We start from the raw sequence: 19,611 nt of genomic DNA, 5'->3' as shown, positions 1-19,611 counted from the left end.
TCTTCGTGGGCCCGCGACGCCTGGCACGCCCTCTCGCCGCACGCCCGAATCACCCGAGTACGTCCAGTACGAGGGCGATCCGGGCGCACGCCGAGAGCACGCACCAGACGCCGCGGGCTGCTCCACGAAGATCCGCCGGACAGGCCCCAGGGGCGGCACGGGTGGGCACAGCGGCACCCCACCGACGCGGGCAAGTGAAACCCACCCCCGCCGCCGGGCTCGGCGCACCTGCGCCGCCTGGCACCGTCCGTGCGTCCGCCCCCGGCCTCGCGCCGTCAGCGGGGCCGACCGGGCCCGGCACCGGCAGTGAACGTGCCGATTCCGGCACCGTCCGTGCGACTGCCTCCCGGGCCACGCTCAGTCACCGCGCCCGCCCCCGCCACCGCAGCGCATGCCGGTCCGCGCGCGGCAGCGGTGGCCGCGGGCGCACGCGTGCCGCTCGCAGCAGGGACCGGACCAGTGCCGCCGACGCCCGCCGGCCGGCCTCCGTCGCCGGGCCGGCGCGTCGCGCGCCCGCGGCCCGGCCGGCTCCCGCGCGCGCCGAGAAAGTCCAGGTCAGCCGCGTGGTGACCTGGACCCTCGCGGCCCTCCTGCCTACTCGTCCCATGCCTGGACGATGATCTGCTCGGCGATCTTCCCGTCCCGCAGGGTGATCATCGACTCGGCGAGGACACGGGTCCCGTCCGCGTACTCGCAGGACTCGGTGAAGGCGGCGTGTTCGCCCTGTACGACGCACTGCTCCAGCTTGTGCGTCATGTCGCGGCTGTAGACGTCGTCGAGGAGCTCGGCGATCGAGCCGCGGCCGTGCAGGACCTTGGGACTGCTCGGCCGGCTCTGGTGGTCGACGATGCGGATCTCCGCGTCGTCCGCGTACAGCGACAGCAGGGTGTTGCCGTCGCCCTCCACACCGCGGCGCAGCGTCTCGGTGTCGAAGGCGGAACCTGTCGCGGTGCCCATGGTGACCTCCTTCGGTGCCCGCGGCCCGAGGGGCACGGGCCGCCCGGCCCCACCTTCGAGACTCCTCCGCCCCGGCGGACCCGGCAAGCGCGGGCCCGCGGCTCCGCCTGTCGGGTGAGCGGGACGCGGCGCCCGTGTCCGGCGGGGGTGCGAAGCCGTTGCTGAAGACATGATCTCAACACGACGTATCGTCGCCGCCGTTGGCCTGGCCGTCGGGTTCACCGGCCTCGCCGTACCGATGGCCAGCGCGGCCGACGCGAGCGCGCCGGACACCGGGCGGATCAACCCGATGACGACGCTGGACTCCCTCGCCATGAGCGACATCCCCGCCGAGCACCAGGCGGAGGTCCCGAAGGTCTCGGAGCAGCTGCGCGGCCTGAACCAGCTCAGCGACATGAACCGACTGAACGAACTGCACCAGCTCACCGACCTCGCCGCCCCGGCGACCGGTCTGCTGCCCGCGGTCGACGCCTGACCGGCCGGCCGCCCGTGCCCCGAGGGGGCCGTCCGACACCGGGCGGCCCCCTCGGGCACACCCGGTGGCCGGGGCGGCCCTCGCGCACATCCCGAAGCCGCGGCGCCCCCCTCGGCACACACCCCAGGGGATCCTTCGCGGTCGCCGTGGCCGCTGCCGATACCGGCCGGTCACGCGTAGGGTCGACCTCGACGGCACAGTGACAGAAGGGGTCAGAGCATGGCGCAGGAAGTACGCGGCGTGATCGCACCGGGCAAGGACGAACCCGTACGGGTCGAGACGATCGTGGTGCCGGACCCGGGCCCCGGCGAAGCCGTCGTGCGCGTCCAGGCCTGCGGTGTCTGCCACACCGACCTGCACTACAAGCAGGGCGGCATCTCCGACGACTTCCCCTTCCTGCTCGGCCACGAGGCCTCCGGCGTCGTCGAGTCGGTCGGCGACGGTGTCACGGACGTGGCACCCGGCGACTTCGTCATCCTCAACTGGCGTGCCGTCTGCGGGAACTGCCGCGCCTGCCTGCGCGGACGGCCCTGGTACTGCTTCGACACCCACAACGCCACGCAGCGGATGACCCTCGCCGCCACCGGCCAGGAACTCTCCCCGGCTCTCGGCATCGGCGCGTTCGCCGAGAAGACGCTCGTCGCCGCCGGACAGTGCACCAAGGTCGACCCGGCCGTCTCCCCGGCGGTCGCCGGACTGCTCGGCTGCGGCGTGATGGCCGGCCTCGGCGCCGCGATCAACACCGGGAACGTGGGCCGCGGCGACACGGTCGCCGTCATCGGCTGCGGCGGCGTCGGCGACGCGGCCGTCGCGGGGGCGAACCTCGCGGGCGCCGCGCGGATCATCGCCGTAGACATCGACGACCGCAAACTGGACCAGGCCCGCACCCTGGGCGCCACCCACACCGTCAACTCCAAGAACGCCGACCCCGTCGAGGCGATCCGCGAACTGACCGGCGGCTTCGGCGCCGACGTCGTCATCGAGGCCGTCGGCCGCCCCGAGACGTACCGGCAGGCGTTCTACGCCCGCGACCTCGCCGGCACCGTCGTCCTGGTCGGCGTCCCCACGCCCGAGATGAAGCTCGAACTGCCGCTGCTGGACGTCTTCGGCCGCGGCGGCGCCCTCAAGTCCTCCTGGTACGGCGACTGCCTGCCCTCCCGCGACTTCCCGATGCTCGTCGACCTGCACCTCCAGGGCCGCCTGCCGCTGGACGCGTTCGTCAGCGAGACCATCCGGCTCGACGACGTGGAGAAGGCGTTCGAGCGCATGCACCACGGCGACGTCCTCCGCTCGGTGGTGACCCTGTGACCGCGCGCATCGAACGACTCGTCACCTCGGGGCAGTTCACCCTCGACGGCGGCACCTGGGACGTCGACAACAACGTGTGGATCGTCGGCGACGACCACGAGGTGATCGTCATCGACGCCGCCCACGACGCCGAGGCCATCGCCCGGGCGGTGGGGGAGCGCCGGCTGAAGGCCGTCGTGTGCACCCACGCGCACAACGACCACATCGACGCCGCCCCCGCCCTCGCCGACCTCACCGGCGCCACCATCTGGCTCCACCCCGACGACCTGCCGCTGTGGAAGCTGACCCACCCCGACCGCGACCCCGACGCGCACCTCGCCGACGGCCAGGTCATCGAGGCGGCCGGCGCCGACCTCACCGTGCTGCACACCCCCGGCCACGCGCCCGGCGCGGTCTGCCTGTACGACCCCGCACTGGGCGCCGTGTTCACCGGCGACACACTCTTCCAGGGTGGCCCCGGCGCCACCGGCCGCTCGTACTCCCACTTCCCGACGATCATCGACTCCATCCGCGACCGGCTCCTCGCCCTCCCCCCGGAGACCAAGGTGCTCACCGGCCACGGCGACTCCACCACCATCGGCGCCGAGGCGCCGCACCTTCAGGAGTGGATCACCCGCGGGCACTGACCGCGGCCGGCCGGGCACCGTTGCGATGGCGCCCGGCCGTCGTACGGTCGGCCCATGACCACCGATCTCAGGCGCTTCGCAGGACATGGGGTACTTGTCACGGGCGCGGCCCGCGGTATCGGCGCGGCCGTCGCCGGCAGGCTCGGCGAGGAGGGCGGCCGCGTCCTGCTGACCGACCGGGACGGCCCCGAGGCGGAGCGGACCGCCGCCGCACTGCGCGGGCGCGGCCTGACCGCCGAGGCGCTCGCCTGCGACGTCGCCGACCGGGACTCCGTCGACGCGGCCGTGGCGCACGCCGTGGCCGCCTTCGGCTCGCTCGACGTGCTGGTGAACAGCGCCGCCCACTGCACCCCCGACGTGCCGCTCTTCGAGGACGACTCCGACGACGCGTGGGCCCGGGACCTCGACATCACCCTCACCGGCGCCTACCGCTGCTGCCGGGCCGCCCTGCCCCACCTGGCCGCCTCCGGACGCGGCGCCATCGTGAGCATCGGCTCCGTCAACGCCCTCCAGGACTTCGGCAACCACGCCTACAGCGCCGCCAAGGCCGGTCTCGGCTCGCTCACCCGCACCCTCGCCGGGCACGCGGCGGCCCGCGGGGTCCGGGTGAACCTCGTCGCCCCGGGCACGGTCCGCACCTCGGCCTGGGCCGGACGTGACGCAGATCTCGATGCCGTCCGCCCCCTGTACCCGCTCGGCCGGGTCGGTGAGCCCGAGGACGTCGCGGCCGCGGTCGCTTTCCTCGCCTCCCGCGACGCCGCCTGGATCACCGGCACCACCCTCACCGTCGACGGCGGCCTCACCGCCGTCCACACCGGCTTCCGGGCCGCGTTGCACGAGGCCTGAGACCGCGGCCGCCTGCCGCCGTCCCGCCCCGAACTTCACCGTTTCGTCACAGCCAGGCCGGATCCACAACCCGGGCGCCCCTGGCGCGGTCTAGTTGATGCACCGTCGCGGGAGTCGCGAGGGGCACGACGGGGAAGCAGTCCCGGGGAGAAAACGGGAGGGGCCGACATGAGGGACATCAGCAGAAGAGGGGCCGTGGTGCTCGGTGTGACGGGGCTGGTGGCGCCGCTCACACTCGCACTGGGTGCCGCGCCCGCGCAGGCGGCGAGCTGCACGACGAAGGCGGGGCCGTACCAGAAGAAGGTGGAGAAGTTCCTCGGCCGCCCGGTCGACGGCCGGCAGTCCACCACCGACTGCAAGACCATCCGCGCCTTCCAGACCAAGCACGGCATCACCCCGAACATCGGCTACGCGGGTCCGGTCACCTGGGGTGTGATGGACCTCATGAACAAGCAGAAGGCGGTCGGGAAGAACCCCGACAAGGCCGGCAAGTGCCCGGTGAACAAGGGCCGGATCGCCTGCGTGAACCTCACGCTCCAGCTCAGCTGGATCCAGGACGGCAAGAAGCTCGTCTACGGCCCGGTGCCGGTGCGCACCGGCCGCAACGGCTACGAGACCCGGACCGGCCTGAAGAAGATCTACTGGCGTGACATCGACCACGTCTCGACCCTCTACAACGTGCCCATGCCCTACAGCCAGTTCTTCGACGGCGGTGAGGCGTTCCACTCGGTCGGCCTCAGCATGTGGAACCCGCCGGGCTCCCACGGCTGCGTCAACATGACCCGGACCACAGCCAAGAAGTACTGGTCGCTGCTGCGCAACGGCGACGACGTCTACGTGTACGGCCGCAAGCCCGGCACCTGAGGTCTCGTCCGCCCGACCGCTGAACTGCCCTGTCGGTTCGCCGTATTGACGTGATGAGCAACACGGTCCAAAATGTCCGTATCGGTCGTACTTACTCACGGCGCCTTCACGTCGAGCGGCATATGCTTCACAGCATGTCCACCACTGTTGAAGCCGCCTCCGAGCGATCGGCCGCGGAGGTCAACGAGGAGATCCGGGCCCTGTGGCTCCGGTCGGGCGGGACACTGACCACCGAGCAGCGCAAGGAATACCAGCGCCTCGTCATGGAGTGGGCCACCGCGGCCCCGGAGGCCCGCCGGGCGGCCTGAGCCGGCCGGCGCGCACCCCGCCGAAACCTCCCGGGGCACCCGTGACCGCACGGGTGCCCCTCTCGTACCTCCGTCAGCACCGAACCGATCGGCCGTGCCGTACGGCCGTGCCGCGCAGCACGGCCGTCAGCCCCACATCGCCGAGTAGTGCCGCCGGTAGGCCTTGCGGTCCTGCTCGGCCCTGATCCACCGGGTCGCGACCAACGCGATCAGACTGCCCGCGATCACCAGCAGACCCGGCCCGACGTTCCGGCCGTCGGTCAGCCGGGTCAGCAACGTCCGCCCCTCCGCCGCGCCCGTCACGGGCGCCGCCGAGCCGGGCGAGGCCGAACTCGGCGCCACGGCGCCCTGTGTGCCGACGGCCGGCGGCGCGGCAGAGGCGGCCGCGCCGTTCGGGGCGCCTCCCGCCTGCTGCCCGGACACGATCAGCCGCACCCCGAGCGCGGACATCGCCTTGGTCACCGGCTGGAAGAACGTCGCCCCGCCCGTGGTGCAGTCGCCGCTGCCACCCGAGGTGACGCCGAGTGCGATCCCGTTGGAGAACAACGGGCCGCCGCTGTCCCCGGGTTCCGCGCACACGTCGGTCTGGACGAGACCCGTCACCGTGCCCTCGGGATAGTTCACGGTCGCGTTCAGCGCGGTCACCTGCCCGTCGTGCAGCCCGCTGGTGCTGCCGCTGCGGAACACCCGCTGCCCGACCACCGGATCGGCCGCCCCGGTGATCCGCACGCCCTTGCCGCCGCCCACCACCACGACGTCGGCGCCCGCACCGGCCGTCCCGGAGCTGTACCGCACGAGCGAGAAGTCGTTGCCGGGGAACGTGCTCCGGACGGTCGTGCCCAGTTGCCGGTCGCCCTGGCTGCCGTCGAACCAGATGGACCCGGCGGGCCCGCAGTGCCCGGCGGTCAGGATGAAGTCGCTGCGCCCGTCGGTCACGTTGAAGCCGGCCGAGCAGCGCCCGCCCGTCGACAGGATCGGCTGTGCCCCGTTCAGCCGCGGGGTGAAGGCGCCCTGCGTGCGCTCCATGTGCACGAAATCACCGATGCCCGAGGCGACTTCCGTCATCCGGGACCAGTCGCCCGGCGACACCGTCCGGTCGGCCTGCACCACGACCCGGTTGGTCCGGTAGTCCACGAACCACGCGGTGCCCGCCACCCGGGGCGCCGAACGCAGGGCGCCCGTGGCCGACTTCAGCTGGTCCATGCTGTGCCGCACGACCTTCGCCTCGGCCCCGGCCCGCCGCACCTCCCGCGCGGCAGCGCTGTCGGTGACGGCGACCACCGCGTGCCCGTCGGCGCCGATCCAGCTGCCCGCCGTCCGCGCGGTGCCGAGTCTCGCCATGAGCGCGGCACCCGGCCCGGCGGCCGGGCCGGCCGAACTCAGCGGCCTGCCGGAGGCCGCGGGCGTCTCGCTCGCCATGGCCGCCTGGGCGACCATCGCGCCTCCCAGAAGGAGTCCGCCGACCGCCGCCAGCCGTGTCACTCGCCGGACGACCCGTCGTCGTGCGTGCCTCATGCATGGCTCCCGAACCCCGGACGCGCGGTGCCGCCTGCCGGCACCACGAGGCCCCGGTGTCGCAAGGGCCCGCCCGTCCATACGTGGCCCGGGACTACGGCGTTCACCGGCAACGGGGTTCACTGGCCACGGCGTTCACCAGTGACGGGTTTCCGCCCCGCCCGCGCGGGCGTCAGTTCTTGCGCGCCACACCGCCGAACATGGCGACCTCCTCCGGCTCGGCGACCTCCGCCCCCTCGGGACGCCAGCGCGAGCACGACACCACACCCGGATCCAGCAGCTCCAGCCCGTCGAAGAACCGGCTGATCCGCTCCGGGGTGCGCTGGGTCAGCTTCGGCGTGCCGTGCTCGTTCCAGAACGCCACGGCCTCGTCCACGTCCGGCATCGACGGGCTGGTGACGGTGTGCGACAGCACCAGGTGGCTGCCGGCCGGCAGCCGGTCCACCAGCCGCCGTACGAGGGCGTGCGGGTCCTCGTCGTCACCGATGAAGATGACCACGCCGAGCAGCATCAACGCCACCGGCTCGGTGAAGTCCAGGGTCTTCGTGGCGTGTTCGAGGATCGCGTCGACGTTGCGCAGATCCTCGTCGAGGTAGTCGGTCCGGCCCTCGGGGGTGCTGGTCAGCAGGGCGCGGGCATGCGCGAGGACGAGTGGGTCGTTGTCGACGTACACGATCCGCGACTCGGGGGCGAGCCGCTGCGCGACCTCGTGCGTGTTGTCGGCGGTGGGCAGCCCGGTGCCGATGTCCAGGAACTGGCGGATGCCCGCCTCGCCGACCAGGTGCCGCACGGCCCGGCCCAGGAACAGCCGGTCGGCCCGCGCGTACTCCCCGATGCCCGGGTGCAGTGCGCGGATCTGGTCACCGGCCGCCCGGTCCACCTCGTAGTTGTCCTTGCCGCCCAGCCAGTAGTTCCAGATGCGCGCGGTGTGCGGCTGACTGGTGTTGACACGGGCGCGCAGCGAGGCGGCCACGTCGTCGGTGGCTCCCGGGTTGTCGGTCACGCGGGTCACTCCTGAATGCCGAATGCGAAACGTACAGCGGTCACCAGGCAATCTAGACGCCAGAGTTGACCTCCGCCGCCGGTCCCGGCCTTTCCATCGCGGACCCGTCGTGTTCCGCCTCGCGCAGGCCGGTCCCGGGCGCCGGGCCGAGGCGCGACCAGCTCGCTGCGTCGCCCCACACCGACCGTGGGCCGACGAACGGGCGCAGGCGCGCGGTGAGTTCCGGGTCGCCGCGTCCGGCCAGTTCGTCGGAGGCGATCTTCCGGGCGATCCCGGCGAGGAAGTCCGCGATCTGCACGCGCGCGTCCAGACGTGAGTGCACCAGCCGCAGCCCGCGCAGCGCCGTGCCCTCCCGCCGGGCCCGCTCCTCGATCCAGGCGATCCGCTCGTCGGTCAGCATGTTCTGCCGGTCGTGCACCAGGAACACCGCCCGCCCGCCGTGGCTCCAGTGCGCCGCCGTCCGCACGATCGCGGGCAGCAGCGGATTGAGGACGGGGATCAGCGGCGGCGCCTCGGCCAGCCCGGCCCGGTAGGCGTCCGCGCGGGACCGGGCTTCGGCCAGCCGGAGCAGGGCCCGGCCGGGCCGGGTGCCGGCGTGCGCCCGGCCCAGCGCCTCGGCCGTCCGGACGAACGAGTCCGCGGGCGGCTCCCCGTCGCTCCGGACCCGCAGCAGGCGGTTGGCCGCCGCCAGGAACTCCCGCCACCCCCGCTCGCCGAAGACCTCCGGACCCTCCCGGAACAGGGCGCGGGCGCCGGCACGGCAGTCGTCGTCGCTGTCCCCGCTGCCGCTGTCCCCGATCAGCAGGTCCACGGCCTGCTCGACGACGACGTACGCCTTCTCCGTCAGATGCACGTGCGCCCGACGGTGGACCGGCCCGTCGGCGTCGAGCAGCCACTCCAGCACCGCCCGGTGCTTCTCCCGCAGCAGATGGTTCGCCTTGTACTCCAGCGCGGGCGACCGGATGCGGCGCCGGATCTCCCGCAGGCACTCCTCGGCCCGTTCCACCGGCACCGCCGCGCTCGCGTGCGCGAACACGTCCGTGTTCCCGCCGGTCAGGTTCTCCCCGTCCGACCCCGACTCGTCACAGGCGACCTCCAGGAAGCGACCCTCCGCCGCCGCCGCGCCCGACGCGCCCACCCCGTTCCGGTCCACCGCACAGCCCCCTATCTTGAGCCCATGACCAGCATCCCGCACGACACGGCCGGCGAACCCGATCCGCTGCGCGTTCTGGGCCTCGATCAGCTGCGCCACCGTACGAGCATGAAGTGGCGCACCTACCCGGAGGACGTGCTGCCGCTGTGGGTGGCCGAGATGGACGTCCCGCTCGCCGAGTCCGTCGTCTGCGCCGTCACCGACGCGCTCGCCCTGGGCGACACCGGGTACCCCGCGGGAACCGCCTACGCCGAGGCGCTCGCCGCCTTCGCCGCCAAGCGCTGGGACTGGCACGGGCTCGCCGTCGAACGCACCGCGATCGTTCCCGACGTGATGCTCGGTGTCGTCGAGATGCTCAAGCTGGTCACCGGGCCCGGCGACCCGGTGGTCGTCAACTCGCCCGTATACCCGCCGTTCTACCAGTTCGTCACCCACCTGGACCGCCGGGTGGTGGAGTCCCCCCTCGGCGCGGACGCGCGGATCGACCTCGGCGCGCTGGAGGACACCTTCCGCGCGGTCGTCGCGGGCGGCGGCCGGGCCGCCTTCCTGCTGTGCAGCCCGCACAATCCGACCGGCACCGTGCACACCGCCGCCGAACTGGCCGCCGTCGCCGCACTCGCCGGGCGGTACGGCGTCCGGGTCGTCGCGGACGAGATCCACGCCCCGCTGGTCGCCCCCGGCGTCCCCTTCACGCCGTATCTGAGCGTCCCCGGCGCGGAACGCGGCCTGTCCCTGATGTCGGCGTCCAAGGGCTGGAACCTGGCCGGGCTCAAGGCCGCCCTCGCCCTCGCCGGGCCGGGAGCCGTGGCCGACCTCGCCCGGCTGCCCGAGGAGGTGAGCCACGGCCCCAGCCACCTCGGCGTCATCGCCCACACCGCGGCCCTGCGCGACGGCACCGGCTGGCTCGACGCGCTGCTGGCGGGGCTCGACAGCAACCGGCGCCTGCTCACCGGCCTGCTGGCCCGGCACCTGCCCGCGGTACGCCACCGCCCGGCCCAGGCCACCTATCTCGCCTGGCTGGACTGCCGCGCCCTCGGCCTCGGCGACGACCCGGCCGCGGTCTTCCTCGACCGCGGGCGGGTCGCCCTCAACTCCGGTCTCCCCTTCGGCACCGGCGGCGCGGGCCACGTACGCCTCAACCTGGCGACCTCACCTGAGGTGCTGGAGGAGGGCGTACGGCGGATGGCGGCGGCGATCCGCTGACCCGGGGCGGCGGCACGGCCGCGACGGACGCCTTCGCTGCCCTCCTGCGGACGCGTACCGGCTCCTAGACTTCCGCCATGGATGACACGCGGCTCGACCGGCTCGGCGCCGGCACCTACCTGCTCGTCACCAGCTTCCGCAAGGACGGCAGCCCCGTCGCCACGCCGGTGTGGGTGGTCCGGGACGGCGCCACCCTCGGCGTCTGGACGGTCGCCGGCAGTGGGAAAGTCAAACGCATCCGGCGCCGCGCCGACATCCTCGTCGGCCCCTGCGACGTGCGCGGCAACCCGACCGGCGAACAGACCCCCGCCACCGCGGAGATCACCGACGCGGCCACCACCGCCCGCTACCGCACCCTGCTCGCCCGCAAGTACGGCGTCCTCGGCCGCCTCACCCTGCTGGGCAGCCGGCTGCGCCGCGGGCGGGACGGCACGGTCGGCATCAGGGTGACCCTCACGCGGTGAACGACGGCCGGGTACGCCGCCCGGCCCGGTTCAGACGCCGTCGTCGCCTTCCCGGCCCCAGCCGGGCAGCGGAGGCTGGGGCCAGGTCGGCGGGGAGGGCAGCGCCGCGGCGGTTCCGTCGGCCGCCACCTCGCTCGCCGGCGTCCGGCCGCTGAGCCAGCCGAGCACACGGTGCCCGGGGGCGGCGATCGTGGCGCCCTCGGGGGAGAGGGACCAGCGCCGGCCGAGGTCGGCCGCCTCGACCGCGGAGAGCGGGAAGCCCTGGGCGCGCAGCGTGCCGAGCGTGTCGTCGAGCGCCCACGTGACGTAACCGCTCGGCCAGTTGCCGGTGCCGTAGCCGAGGCCGAGGTCCACGTGGTGGGTCTCCAGCTCCCGCAGGCAGCGCAGAAGGGTGTACCAGGACGGATGCCGCCAGCCGGCCAGTGCCGTCACCGGGCGCTCCCAGCCGTGCGGGGACATGAGACGGGCCTCCGCTACGAACCGGTCCACACTGTCCACTACATCGGCGGCCACGTCGGCGGCCGGCCGGGCGGCGCCCAGTTCCAGCGCCTCGGCCAGGGCTGCCGCGGTCGTCCGGGGCCCGGGCTCGGCGCCGGTGCGGGCCCGGCGCAGCATCCAGACGTAGGCGTCGGCGCTGCGGGCGACATGGGTGAGCACATGACCGCGCGACCAGCGCGGCAGCCGCGACGGCGCCCGCACCTCCGCGTCGGTCAGGGCGACCAGGGATCCGGCGAGCCGGTTGCCGGACCGCAGGACGTCCTCCAGCAGGCGGCCGGCGTCGGCGGGGTCGTTCACGGTAGTCACACGCACTCCAGGGCCTCGACGGGGACGCCCAGGAGCGCGGCACAGACCCTGACGGCCGGGCCGCTCCCCGGTGGTGCCCCACCCCAGCGCCAGTCACGACCCGCGATCATCCCAGTAGGGGTGGCCGTGCTCACGTCCAGGCGCGGTACGGCTCGTCGAGGAGCTGGAAGACGGGCTCGCCGCGGACCGGGTCCTGGGCGGTGGAGAGGCGGACGCGGTCGCCGCTGTGGATGCCGATGGGCGGCCCCATCACCCGGCCGCGTACGACGAATCCCTCGGCCATCTCGATCAGTGACACATTGCGGGCCGCGGGGGTGTTGCGGTGCACCACGGTGGAGTGGCGGACCGTGCCGACGCCCTCGCTGCGTTCCGTGCGCAGTTCGCTGCCCTGGCACACCGGGCAGAGCAGCCGCTGGTGCATGGCGGTGCCGCACCAGGTGCAGCGCTGGAAGTGGATGGCGTCCCCGGTGGCCGCGGTCCCGGGGTCGAGAACGCCCGCCGCGGAGCCGGCCGTCGGAAACGAGACGCTTGCTGAGTGGTGGTACACGCTGGTCAACTCCCTGCGCTGGGCCGGTTTCCCGCGCGCGCGGCTGCCGTGTCACCGCGCACGCCGACAGATTATGGCACTCAGTGTCACTCGTAAAGGCACTGCGTACCCCGAATTTCTCTCCGGGGCCGGCCGGGCCCGCGCATCACGAGCGGTCGAGCACGGCCTCCAGTTCCCGGACCAGCCGCCACAGCGGGGCGTCGCGCCGGGTGACGAGGACGACCACGTCGTCCGCGCCGGCCGGCTGCCCGGCATCGGCGGCTGGCACGGACTCCGGCTCGGGCCGCGCGTGCGCCGCGGCCGAGCCGCCGCCGGCGGCTCGCGTGAAGGTGGCCTGCACATGCCCCAGCGCACGGTCCACCGCGGCCTCCGCGTCCCCCCGGCCTTCCGAACGCAGCCACGAACGCAGCGCGTTGTTGTGCGCGGCGACGACCGCCGCGGCGATCACGTCGGCCCGCAGCGAACCCTCGGGCCGGCCCGTGAACCGCTCGCGCAGATACCCGGCGAGTGCCCGCTCGTAGCGCCACACCACCGACAGCTCGTACGCGCGCAGCCCCGGCACCTCCTTGGTCAGCCGGTACCGCTGCACGGAGAACGTCGGGTTCTCCGCGTACATGCGCAGCACCAGCCGGGCCGCGTCGCACACCCGCCGCACCGGCTCCTGGTCCGGCCCGCTCGCGGCCAGGAACGCCGTCATCTCGGCGAGGCAGCGCTCGTGGTCGGGGAAGACCACGTCCTCCTTGGAGGGGAAGTACCGGAAGAACGAACGCCGCCCCACCCCGGCCAGCGCCACGATGTCGTCCACCGTGGTCTGCTCGTAGCCGCGTTCCAGGAAGAGCCGGAAGGCGGCCCCGACCAGGGCGTCCCGCATCGGCGGCTTGGCGGCCGGCGCCGCGCTGCTGGAGCTCATGGACGGGAACGTAGCACGCGCCGATGGCACTCAGTGCAGTCCAGCGGGTCGTGAGGGGGAACTGAGTGCTCTGCCGCTGAGCTGGGCGGGGCGGCGGCGGTGGGGGGGGGCGGCGGCAGGGACGACGGGCAGGAGTGGCGCCGAGGATGCCGGGCAGCGGCGGCGGGCAGGGGCGGCACATCCCCGCCGCATACGGCGGCGTAACCTTTCCGCACCGTGCTGCGCACCGCGCCGGAACCGCACTCCCGGCCGACCCCGGCCCCCGCACCCGAGGAGCCCCGCATGCCCGGCGCCCGCCCCCGCCTGCTCTACGTCACGGACCTGGCGTACCCGGCCCGCGGCCGCCGCTACTGCGACGAGGACATCCACCTGACCTCCCGGCTGCGCGAGCACTTCGACCTGGCCCTGTGCCATCCGCTGGACGCGGTGGCGCTGATGGACGCCTACGACGCCGTCGTCGTCCGCAACAGCGGACCCGTCCTCGGGTACCAGGCGGCGTACGACGACTTCCGCGCGCGGGCCCTGAGCAGCGGCACGCGCGTCTACAACCCGCTGACGGGCCGCGCCGACATGGCCGGCAAGCAGTACCTGCTGGAGCTGAGCGCGGCCGGCTTCCCCGTCATACCGACCGTCGACCGCGCCGAGGACCTGCACCTGCTGCCCGCCGCCGACCGTTATGTGGTCAAGCCGAAGCTCGGCGCGGACTCCCTCGGCCTGCGCGTCGTCGCCCCCGGGCAGGCCGCCCGCCTCGCCACCGGCGGCGTCCTCGTGCAGCCCCGCGTCGACTTCATCCACGAAGTGTCGTTCTATTTCGTGGACGACGACTTCCAGTACGCCCTCCACGCGCCCGACCCGCGGCAGCGCTGGCAGCTGGAGCCGTACGCGGCGACCGCCGCCGACCTGGAGTTCGCCCGGCGCTTCATCGACTGGAACGGCCTCGGCCACGGCATCCAGCGCGTCGACGCCTGCCGCACCCGGGACGGCCGCCTCCTCCTCGTCGAACTGGAGGACCTCAACCCGTACCTGTCCCTGGACGCCCTCCCGGAGGAGGCCCGGGACGCCTTCGTCACGGCCTTCACGGCCTCCCTCAGCCGTTTCGTCCAGGGCGCCTTCAGCCCCGCCTGACGCCGCCCGCCCAGCCGTACGCCGCCGGCACTCTCAGGGCGAGGCCGTCCGCAGGGGCGCGGCGCCGAAGGCCGGGTGACGAACGCGGTGGCCGCCGAGATCACCCACACCGTCGGCGAACTGACCGGACGGGCCGAGAAGCTGCGGGACGAGGCCATCGGCCCGAGCCTCGGCAAGGAGCGCCGCGACGCGCTCATCGCCCTCGCCCACGACGTGGTCATCGTCGTCGGGCTTCGCCTGGCTCGGCAAACCCCTCGACGGCGTCATCCTCGGCGCGCTGCTCACCGTCATCGGATACTCCGTCAACGACTCCGTCGTCGTCTTCGACCGGATCAGGGAACTCGGCCACCGCGACCGGACCGCGGAGACTCCCTGACCCGGCGTCGCCGTGGGGACGTACTCCTCGATGTCCACCGCCACGCCGCCGGCCGTCCAACTCGACCGCCGCACCCGGACCGGGAGCCGCTCCTCGATGGCGTCGGGTCGGGGCGTGTGATGAGCTGGGGCGGGGGAGGACAGAGAACCGACGGGCACGGGAGCGGAGCGGCATGGCGGACGTGAACGCCTTCTTCGACCGGCTGGACCCCGACATGTGCGTGGTCACGGCCGTCGCCGGCGGGGAACGGGCCGGCTGCCTCGTCGGGTTCGCCTCCCAGTGCTCCATCCACCCGCCGCGGTACGCCGTCTGGCTGTCCAAGGCCAACCACACCTACCGGGTGGCCCGCGCGGCACACTGTCTCGCCGTCCATCTGCTCACCCGCGACCAGCGCGCACTGGCCGAGCGGTTCGGCGGCGAGACCGGCGACGAGGTCGACAAGTTCGCGCACCTGGAATGGTCCGAAGGGCACGCGGGCGCGGCCGTGCTCACGGACGCGGCGGCCTGGTTCGTCGGTACGATCCTGCACCGCACCGACGGGGGCGACCACGTCGGATTCGTCCTCGACCCCGTCCAGTGGGGCGAACACTCCGCAGGCCCCCTACTCCGCCTCTCCGACGCCCTCCCCATCGACCCCGGCCACCCACCGGACTGACCAGGCCACCCGCGCCCGCGACCAGCCCCCACCGGCCGGCACCGGAAATACGCACCCGCGGAGCTACACCGTCATCCGGATATCCAGCACGCACACATCGTCCCGCCGCTCGTCCCCCACCATCGCGGCCAGCAGATCCGCCAGCGACGCGTGCGCCCCGCCTACCGGGCGGACGGCCTCGGCCAGCCGGGCCAGACCCGCGTCGAGGCCCTCGCCCCGCCGCTCCATCAGCCCGTCGGTGTAGAGCAGCAGCCGGTCACCGGGCCGCAGCACCAGTTCGGCCGGCTCGTACTGCGGGGCCGCGCTCGCGCCGAGCAGCATGCCGACGGGACGGTCGAGGTAGCGGGGCTCGCCGTCGCGCACCAGCAGCGGCGGCGGATGACCGGCCTGCGCCCAGGCCAGGACGCGGGCCACGGGGTCGTAGCGGGCGAGGACCATGGTCGCGGTGATCTGCCCGTCCCGGGACTGCAGCAGGAGCTGGTTCAGCCGGGCCAGCGCCCCGGTCAGCGAGGAGCCGGTGCTGGCCATGCCCTTGGCGGTGAACCGCAGCTGGGCCATGGTGGCGACGGCCTCCAGGCCGTGCCCCGCGACGTCACCGACCACGAACAGCGCGGCGTCGTCCGCGAGTTGGATCGCGCTGAACCAGTCACCGCCCACATGGATGCCCGACTGGGCGGGCAGATAGGCGACCTCCACGCGCAGCCCGGCCAGGTGCCTGGGCTTGCTCGGCAGCGGCAGCAGCGCGTGCTGCAACTGCGCGGCGAGCGCCTGCTCGGCCTGCAGTACCCCGCGCTGCAGCAGCATCGCCCGTTCGCTCTCCACCAGGGCGAGTTCGGCGCTGCGCTGCGCGGTGAGGTCCTGCACGAAGCCGTGGACCTCGGCCGGAGTGCCGTCCGGTTCCGTCACGGCCTCCGCGACCATCCGCAGATGCCGTACCCCCCGCGGTGTCCGGATCCGGAACGGGACGTCGAACGGCCGCGCGTGGCGGACGAGTCCGGCGAGCGCACGGGACAGGGCGCCCGCGTCCTCGGGCTGTGCGAGGTCCGCCATCTCCTCCAGCCGGACCGGGCCGCGCGCCCGGCTGCGGCCGAGGACCCGGTACGTCTCCCGCGACCAGGCGATCTCCTGGGTGAGCAGGTTCCAGCTCGCCCAGCCGAGGTTGCCGAGGCGCTGCACGTCCGCCAGCCGCTGCTCCTGCCGCTCCACCGGGTCCTGCCGCAGCCAGGTCACCAGCAGGCCCTCGGACAGGCGCGCCGCCCGCACCGTATAGGTGGCGGTCACGGGCACCCCGGCCACCTCGTCCTGGTACGCGAACGGCTCGCTCTCGAACGGCGCCCCGGTGATGAGCGTGTCGAGGTAGCCCTGCCACAGGGGTTCGCCGGCGACGGACGGATAGCTCTCCAGGATGTACCGGCCGACCATGTCCCGCCCGGTCCGGCCGAACACGTCGACCGCGTCGGCGGTGGCGGCGTCGATGCGGTAGTCCTCCACCTCGCCGGCGGCGGAGCGCAGCGGGGTCAGCAGGACCGCCGCGCCCGGCAGCGCGTCGAACACGCCCTGGACGGCGTGGGCGACGTCCCCCGCCGGGCGCTCGGGTGAGGCGTCGAAGGCCCGCAGCCGGCCCGCGCTGAGCCGCGCCACCGCCCGCAGCAGCTCCCGCTCGCGTGGCGTGAACGGGCCACCGTGCCGGCGGAGCACGCCGAGGACGACGTTCGCCCGGCCCCCCGCGGTCACCGGGAGCCAGGCCCGGGACAGCCACTGCTCGGGCCGGTCGCCGATGAGCACATGCTGCCCGTGGTCGGCGCCGGTGTCCTCCAGCCAGCAGGGCTCGCCCGCCGTGAGCGCCTCGATCGCGGCGACCTCGCCGAGCGGCGGCACATGGTGCCACTGGGCGGCGAGGGTCGCGTCGAGGCCGGCGTGCCCGATCAGTTCGAGCCCGCCCACGGGCAACCGCCGGTACAGCATCACCGCGTCGGCACCGGACTGCGGCCCCAGGTGCTCCAACAGGGAACCGGCCAGCTCCTGCGGTGTGCCGACCTGTACGAGGTCCCGTCCGATGCGGCCCAGCACCTCCGCGACGGCGTCGGTGCCGGGCGGGGTCTCCAACGGGGCCGGGACCGGCGCACCCGGCCCGGCCTCGGCCCGCGTCACGGCCGGCGCCGGCTCTGCCACGTCCACCAGGGCGCCCAGGGTGAGCCAGCACTCCTCCAGCAGCGTGCGGTTGCCGGCCTTCGCGCGCTGCACCAGTTCCTCGTGCGCGGCGTCCGGCGTACAGCCCGTCGTCGCCATTACGGCGCCCTTGGCGCGCTCGACGACGGCCGACGTCGACACCAGGTCCCGCAGCCGGTCCAGCTCCGCGCGCTGGCGCGCCACGACCCTGCCGAGCGCGGTCAGATCCACGCCGGTCCGAGGGTCCCCACCGGGTGCGGGCTCGGTCGTCACGGGATGAGCATCGCACACCCGGAGTCGTCCGATCACCGGTCCGGCGGACCGGTTCTCACCCGGTCCGGGAGGGCGGCCCAGGGGCGCTCCGGACGAGCGTCCCCGGCGGTGGGGTCAGCGGCCGGTACCGCGCCCGACCAGCGCCTCGGAGACCGCCCGGACGCTGCGCGCGATGTGCTGGAGCTGCATCACCTCGGCGGCGTACATCTTGATCGTGTGCTCGATGACCGACTCGGGCAGGCCCAGCACGGGCAGCTCGGCACGCGCGGTCTGCAGCGCCGTGCGCGCCACCCTGATCTCCTGGTGGACCTGGATCTGCGCGTGCCGGGCCAGGAGCACGGGGTGCCGGATCAGCGCCGGATAGCTGGCGTAGCGCGCCGGGATCAGTTCGCGCAGCCACTTGGCCGCCGAGCGTTCCCAGTCGTAGCTGCCGGGCGTCTTGACCTGGCAGGGCCAGTCGGGGCTGATGCGCGTGGTGGTCAGGGGCATGATCATCGCTTCCGGTGTGCGGCGTCGTAAGGGGTGATCCGACGGTGGTGGCGGCCCCGGTCTAGGGGATGACCGGGGCCGCCACGGGCGCAGCGCCTGGGCGGTGCGCCACCGGACACCCCGTTCGCCTCCGTGGGTAGGGAACGGCGGCTGAGGGTGTCCGTGCGGGGGCCCCGGGCGTCGGGAACCGGCACGGCGAGTGGGCTTGCGTGCGCATGGGCGGTCCGTCGGCTTTCTCGGGGCGGTGTGCGAGCGGTGAGTCCGCGGGTGCGGAACGTGCCCGGAGTGAGCCGGGTTCGATCCGTGGAGCAGTATTTATATATGCCGTCCGGTTTGCAAGACGTATGAAAACATTCATGCCTGACCGGGCCGCGAAAGATCCCCGCTCAGGGGTGAACGACCGGAAGATCTGCGGGAGCGCTCCCCGCGTGCGGGAGGATCAGTCCCGGAGGAAGAAGTGGCGCTGCTCGGCGACCTGTTCGTACTTCTCCAGCCGGCCCTGGGTGCGCTCGGGATCGGCGTCGGTCATGGCCTGCAGCAGCGCGGCGGCGAGCACGCCGGGCGCGGCGTAGGAGTCGAAGACGAGCCGGGAGCCGGTGCCGGTGGCGAAGGTGATGTCGGCCTCCTCGGCGAGCGGCCCGAGCGCCAGATCGGTGATCAGGACGACCTTCAGACCGGCCTCCCGCGCGACCCGCACGGCGGTGAGCGTCTCCTGGGCGTGCCGGGGCATGGCGAAGGCGAGCACCCACGTCCCGCCGGCCTCGCGGGACTGCAGCAGCGCGTCGTAGGCCACGCTGCCGCCCCGGGTCACCAGCCGCACGTCGGGATGGATGCGGCGGGCCGCGTAGCCGAAGTACTCGGCGAGCGACACCGAGATGCGCAGGCCGAGGACCGTCAGCGGCATGGAGTTCGACAGTTCCCGGCCGACGTGGATGACCCGGTCCGGGTCGGCGAAGTCGCGGCGCAGGTTCTCCAGGTTCCCGATCTCGGCGTCGACCGCCGCCTGCAGTTCGTTGGCCCGGTTCACCTCGCCGGGGCCGGACAGGGTGCTCAGCGCGATCGACTGCAGGGTCTCCCGCAGCGCCGGGTAGCCGCTGAAGCCGACGGCGGCCGCGAACCGGGTGACGGAGGGCTGGCTGACGCCGACGCGGTCCGCCAGTTCGGTGATCGACAGGAACGCCGCCTCGGTGAGGTGCTCGATCAGGTACTGGGCGATGCGGCGCTGCCCGGGGGACAGCCGGGGCCCGTCGAACAGCTCCCTGAGCCGGGAGGTCGGGGCGGCCTCGGCCTCCGGCACGGTCTTGCCCGAGGTGATCGCTGACGCCTGTGCGCGGGCCTGCTGCGGCGAGGGCACCGGTCCGTCTCCTTTGTCTCCCACGACCACTCAACATAGCTCACCGGCCGTGGTGACCAGGGGTTGTGCGGCCTCGCCGGGGGCCTGCAACAGGCCCCCGGCGCATTCCAGCACGTCGGCGGTGACCTTGAGCGCCTGGTCGGCGGGCATGGCGCCGTGCTGCCGGATGTCCTCGTCGAGAACGGAG

At 73.7% G+C, this 19,611-nt stretch carries 20 protein-coding genes and 1 pseudogene; 11 read left to right on the top strand and 10 right to left on the bottom strand.

The window, feature by feature from the left end:
• Positions 1 to 594: 594 nt before the first annotated feature.
• Positions 595 to 957, bottom strand: coding sequence for a nuclear transport factor 2 family protein (locus tag ABZ854_RS35765; protein WP_361219847.1), 363 nt, complete (start codon positions 955 to 957; stop codon positions 595 to 597).
• Positions 958 to 1,126: 169 nt separating this feature from the next.
• Between ABZ854_RS35765 and ABZ854_RS35760 the strand changes: the two genes are divergently transcribed.
• The 6 genes from ABZ854_RS35760 (at position 1,127) to ABZ854_RS35735 (ending at position 5,384) form a co-directional block, all read left to right on the top strand.
• Complete coding sequence (locus tag ABZ854_RS35760; RefSeq protein ID WP_361219843.1) at positions 1,127 to 1,432, top strand: hypothetical protein; 306 nt, start codon at positions 1,127 to 1,129, stop codon at positions 1,430 to 1,432.
• Between the two features lie 219 nt (positions 1,433 to 1,651).
• The gene (locus tag ABZ854_RS35755) at positions 1,652 to 2,740 is read left to right on the top strand and encodes an S-(hydroxymethyl)mycothiol dehydrogenase (protein WP_361219841.1); all 1,089 of its coding nucleotides are present in this window, start codon (positions 1,652 to 1,654) and stop codon (positions 2,738 to 2,740) included.
• Positions 2,737 to 3,366 carry an MBL fold metallo-hydrolase gene (locus tag ABZ854_RS35750; RefSeq protein WP_361219838.1) on the top strand — a complete coding sequence of 210 codons (630 nt, stop codon included), beginning with the start codon at positions 2,737 to 2,739 and terminating at the stop codon, positions 3,364 to 3,366. The genes ABZ854_RS35755 and ABZ854_RS35750 overlap by 4 nt, the downstream gene beginning before the upstream one ends.
• Positions 3,367 to 3,420: 54 nt before the next feature.
• Positions 3,421 to 4,212, top strand: coding sequence for an SDR family NAD(P)-dependent oxidoreductase (locus ABZ854_RS35745; RefSeq protein ID WP_361219835.1), 792 nt, complete (start codon positions 3,421 to 3,423; stop codon positions 4,210 to 4,212).
• 168 nt (positions 4,213 to 4,380) lie between these two features.
• Positions 4,381 to 5,076 carry a L,D-transpeptidase gene (locus ABZ854_RS35740; protein ID WP_361219832.1) on the top strand — a complete coding sequence of 232 codons (696 nt, stop codon included), beginning with the start codon at positions 4,381 to 4,383 and terminating at the stop codon, positions 5,074 to 5,076.
• Between the two features lie 122 nt (positions 5,077 to 5,198).
• The gene (locus ABZ854_RS35735; RefSeq protein ID WP_129305161.1) at positions 5,199 to 5,384 is read left to right on the top strand and encodes a hypothetical protein; all 186 of its coding nucleotides are present in this window, start codon (positions 5,199 to 5,201) and stop codon (positions 5,382 to 5,384) included.
• Between the two features lie 126 nt (positions 5,385 to 5,510).
• Here the strand turns inward: ABZ854_RS35735 and ABZ854_RS35730 are convergent, their stop codons facing one another.
• From ABZ854_RS35730 to ABZ854_RS35720, 3 genes are all read right to left on the bottom strand, one after another.
• A complete protein-coding gene (locus ABZ854_RS35730; protein ID WP_361219828.1) occupies positions 5,511 to 6,899 on the bottom strand; it encodes a S1 family peptidase in 1,389 nt (462 codons plus the stop codon).
• Positions 6,900 to 7,071: 172 nt separating this feature from the next.
• Positions 7,072 to 7,902, bottom strand: a complete 831-nt coding sequence (locus ABZ854_RS35725; protein WP_361219826.1) for an SAM-dependent methyltransferase — start codon at positions 7,900 to 7,902, stop codon at positions 7,072 to 7,074.
• A gap of 52 nt (positions 7,903 to 7,954) precedes the next feature.
• Positions 7,955 to 9,055, bottom strand: coding sequence for a DUF3800 domain-containing protein (locus ABZ854_RS35720; RefSeq protein WP_361219823.1), 1,101 nt, complete (start codon positions 9,053 to 9,055; stop codon positions 7,955 to 7,957).
• A 24-nt stretch (positions 9,056 to 9,079) separates the two neighbouring features.
• On the opposite strand from ABZ854_RS35720, the gene ABZ854_RS35715 reads away from it, so the two are divergent.
• Together ABZ854_RS35715 and ABZ854_RS35710 are read left to right on the top strand one after the other, a co-directional pair.
• A complete protein-coding gene (locus tag ABZ854_RS35715) occupies positions 9,080 to 10,258 on the top strand; it encodes an aminotransferase class I/II-fold pyridoxal phosphate-dependent enzyme (RefSeq protein WP_361219821.1) in 1,179 nt (392 codons plus the stop codon).
• 77 nt (positions 10,259 to 10,335) lie between these two features.
• Positions 10,336 to 10,722 carry a PPOX class F420-dependent oxidoreductase gene (locus ABZ854_RS35710; protein WP_361219818.1) on the top strand — a complete coding sequence of 129 codons (387 nt, stop codon included), beginning with the start codon at positions 10,336 to 10,338 and terminating at the stop codon, positions 10,720 to 10,722.
• 30 nt (positions 10,723 to 10,752) lie between these two features.
• On the opposite strand, the gene ABZ854_RS35705 is transcribed toward ABZ854_RS35710, so the two are convergent.
• The 3 genes from ABZ854_RS35705 to ABZ854_RS35695 all read right to left on the bottom strand — a co-directional run bounded on the left by ABZ854_RS35705 (position 10,753) and on the right by ABZ854_RS35695 (position 12,983).
• Positions 10,753 to 11,526, bottom strand: coding sequence for a maleylpyruvate isomerase family mycothiol-dependent enzyme (locus tag ABZ854_RS35705; RefSeq protein ID WP_361219815.1), 774 nt, complete (start codon positions 11,524 to 11,526; stop codon positions 10,753 to 10,755).
• Between the two features lie 130 nt (positions 11,527 to 11,656).
• Positions 11,657 to 12,073: a hypothetical protein gene (locus ABZ854_RS35700; RefSeq protein WP_361219812.1), complete on the bottom strand. Its 417-nt coding sequence runs from the start codon at positions 12,071 to 12,073 to the stop codon at positions 11,657 to 11,659.
• A 145-nt stretch (positions 12,074 to 12,218) separates the two neighbouring features.
• The gene (locus ABZ854_RS35695; protein ID WP_361219809.1) at positions 12,219 to 12,983 is read right to left on the bottom strand and encodes a TetR family transcriptional regulator; all 765 of its coding nucleotides are present in this window, start codon (positions 12,981 to 12,983) and stop codon (positions 12,219 to 12,221) included.
• Between the two features lie 282 nt (positions 12,984 to 13,265).
• Between ABZ854_RS35695 and ABZ854_RS35690 the strand changes: the two genes are divergently transcribed.
• From ABZ854_RS35690 to ABZ854_RS35680, 3 genes and pseudogenes are all read left to right on the top strand, one after another.
• Positions 13,266 to 14,108, top strand: coding sequence for a hypothetical protein (locus tag ABZ854_RS35690; protein ID WP_361219849.1), 843 nt, complete (start codon positions 13,266 to 13,268; stop codon positions 14,106 to 14,108).
• 75 nt (positions 14,109 to 14,183) lie between these two features.
• Positions 14,184 to 14,604: pseudogene (locus ABZ854_RS35685) on the top strand (protein translocase subunit SecD); the annotation flags it as partial.
• 52 nt (positions 14,605 to 14,656) lie between these two features.
• Complete coding sequence (locus ABZ854_RS35680) at positions 14,657 to 15,139, top strand: flavin reductase family protein (protein ID WP_361219807.1); 483 nt, start codon at positions 14,657 to 14,659, stop codon at positions 15,137 to 15,139.
• 63 nt (positions 15,140 to 15,202) lie between these two features.
• Here ABZ854_RS35680 and ABZ854_RS35675 read toward each other — a convergent pair whose 3' ends face one another.
• The 3 genes from ABZ854_RS35675 to ABZ854_RS35665 form a co-directional block, all read right to left on the bottom strand.
• The gene (locus ABZ854_RS35675; RefSeq protein ID WP_361219804.1) at positions 15,203 to 17,581 is read right to left on the bottom strand and encodes a SpoIIE family protein phosphatase; all 2,379 of its coding nucleotides are present in this window, start codon (positions 17,579 to 17,581) and stop codon (positions 15,203 to 15,205) included.
• A 114-nt stretch (positions 17,582 to 17,695) separates the two neighbouring features.
• Complete coding sequence (locus ABZ854_RS35670) at positions 17,696 to 18,076, bottom strand: hypothetical protein (RefSeq protein WP_129305144.1); 381 nt, start codon at positions 18,074 to 18,076, stop codon at positions 17,696 to 17,698.
• Between the two features lie 433 nt (positions 18,077 to 18,509).
• The gene (locus tag ABZ854_RS35665; protein WP_361219801.1) at positions 18,510 to 19,424 is read right to left on the bottom strand and encodes a MurR/RpiR family transcriptional regulator; all 915 of its coding nucleotides are present in this window, start codon (positions 19,422 to 19,424) and stop codon (positions 18,510 to 18,512) included.
• Between the last annotated feature and the right edge of the window lie 187 nt (positions 19,425 to 19,611).

This window comes from Streptomyces sp. NPDC047028, assembly GCF_040644095.1.
Taxonomy (GTDB): Bacteria; Actinomycetota; Actinomycetes; order Streptomycetales; family Streptomycetaceae; genus Streptomyces.
Note: the sequence above shows the minus strand (reverse complement) of the source record. Positions and strands in the feature narration are given on the sequence as shown.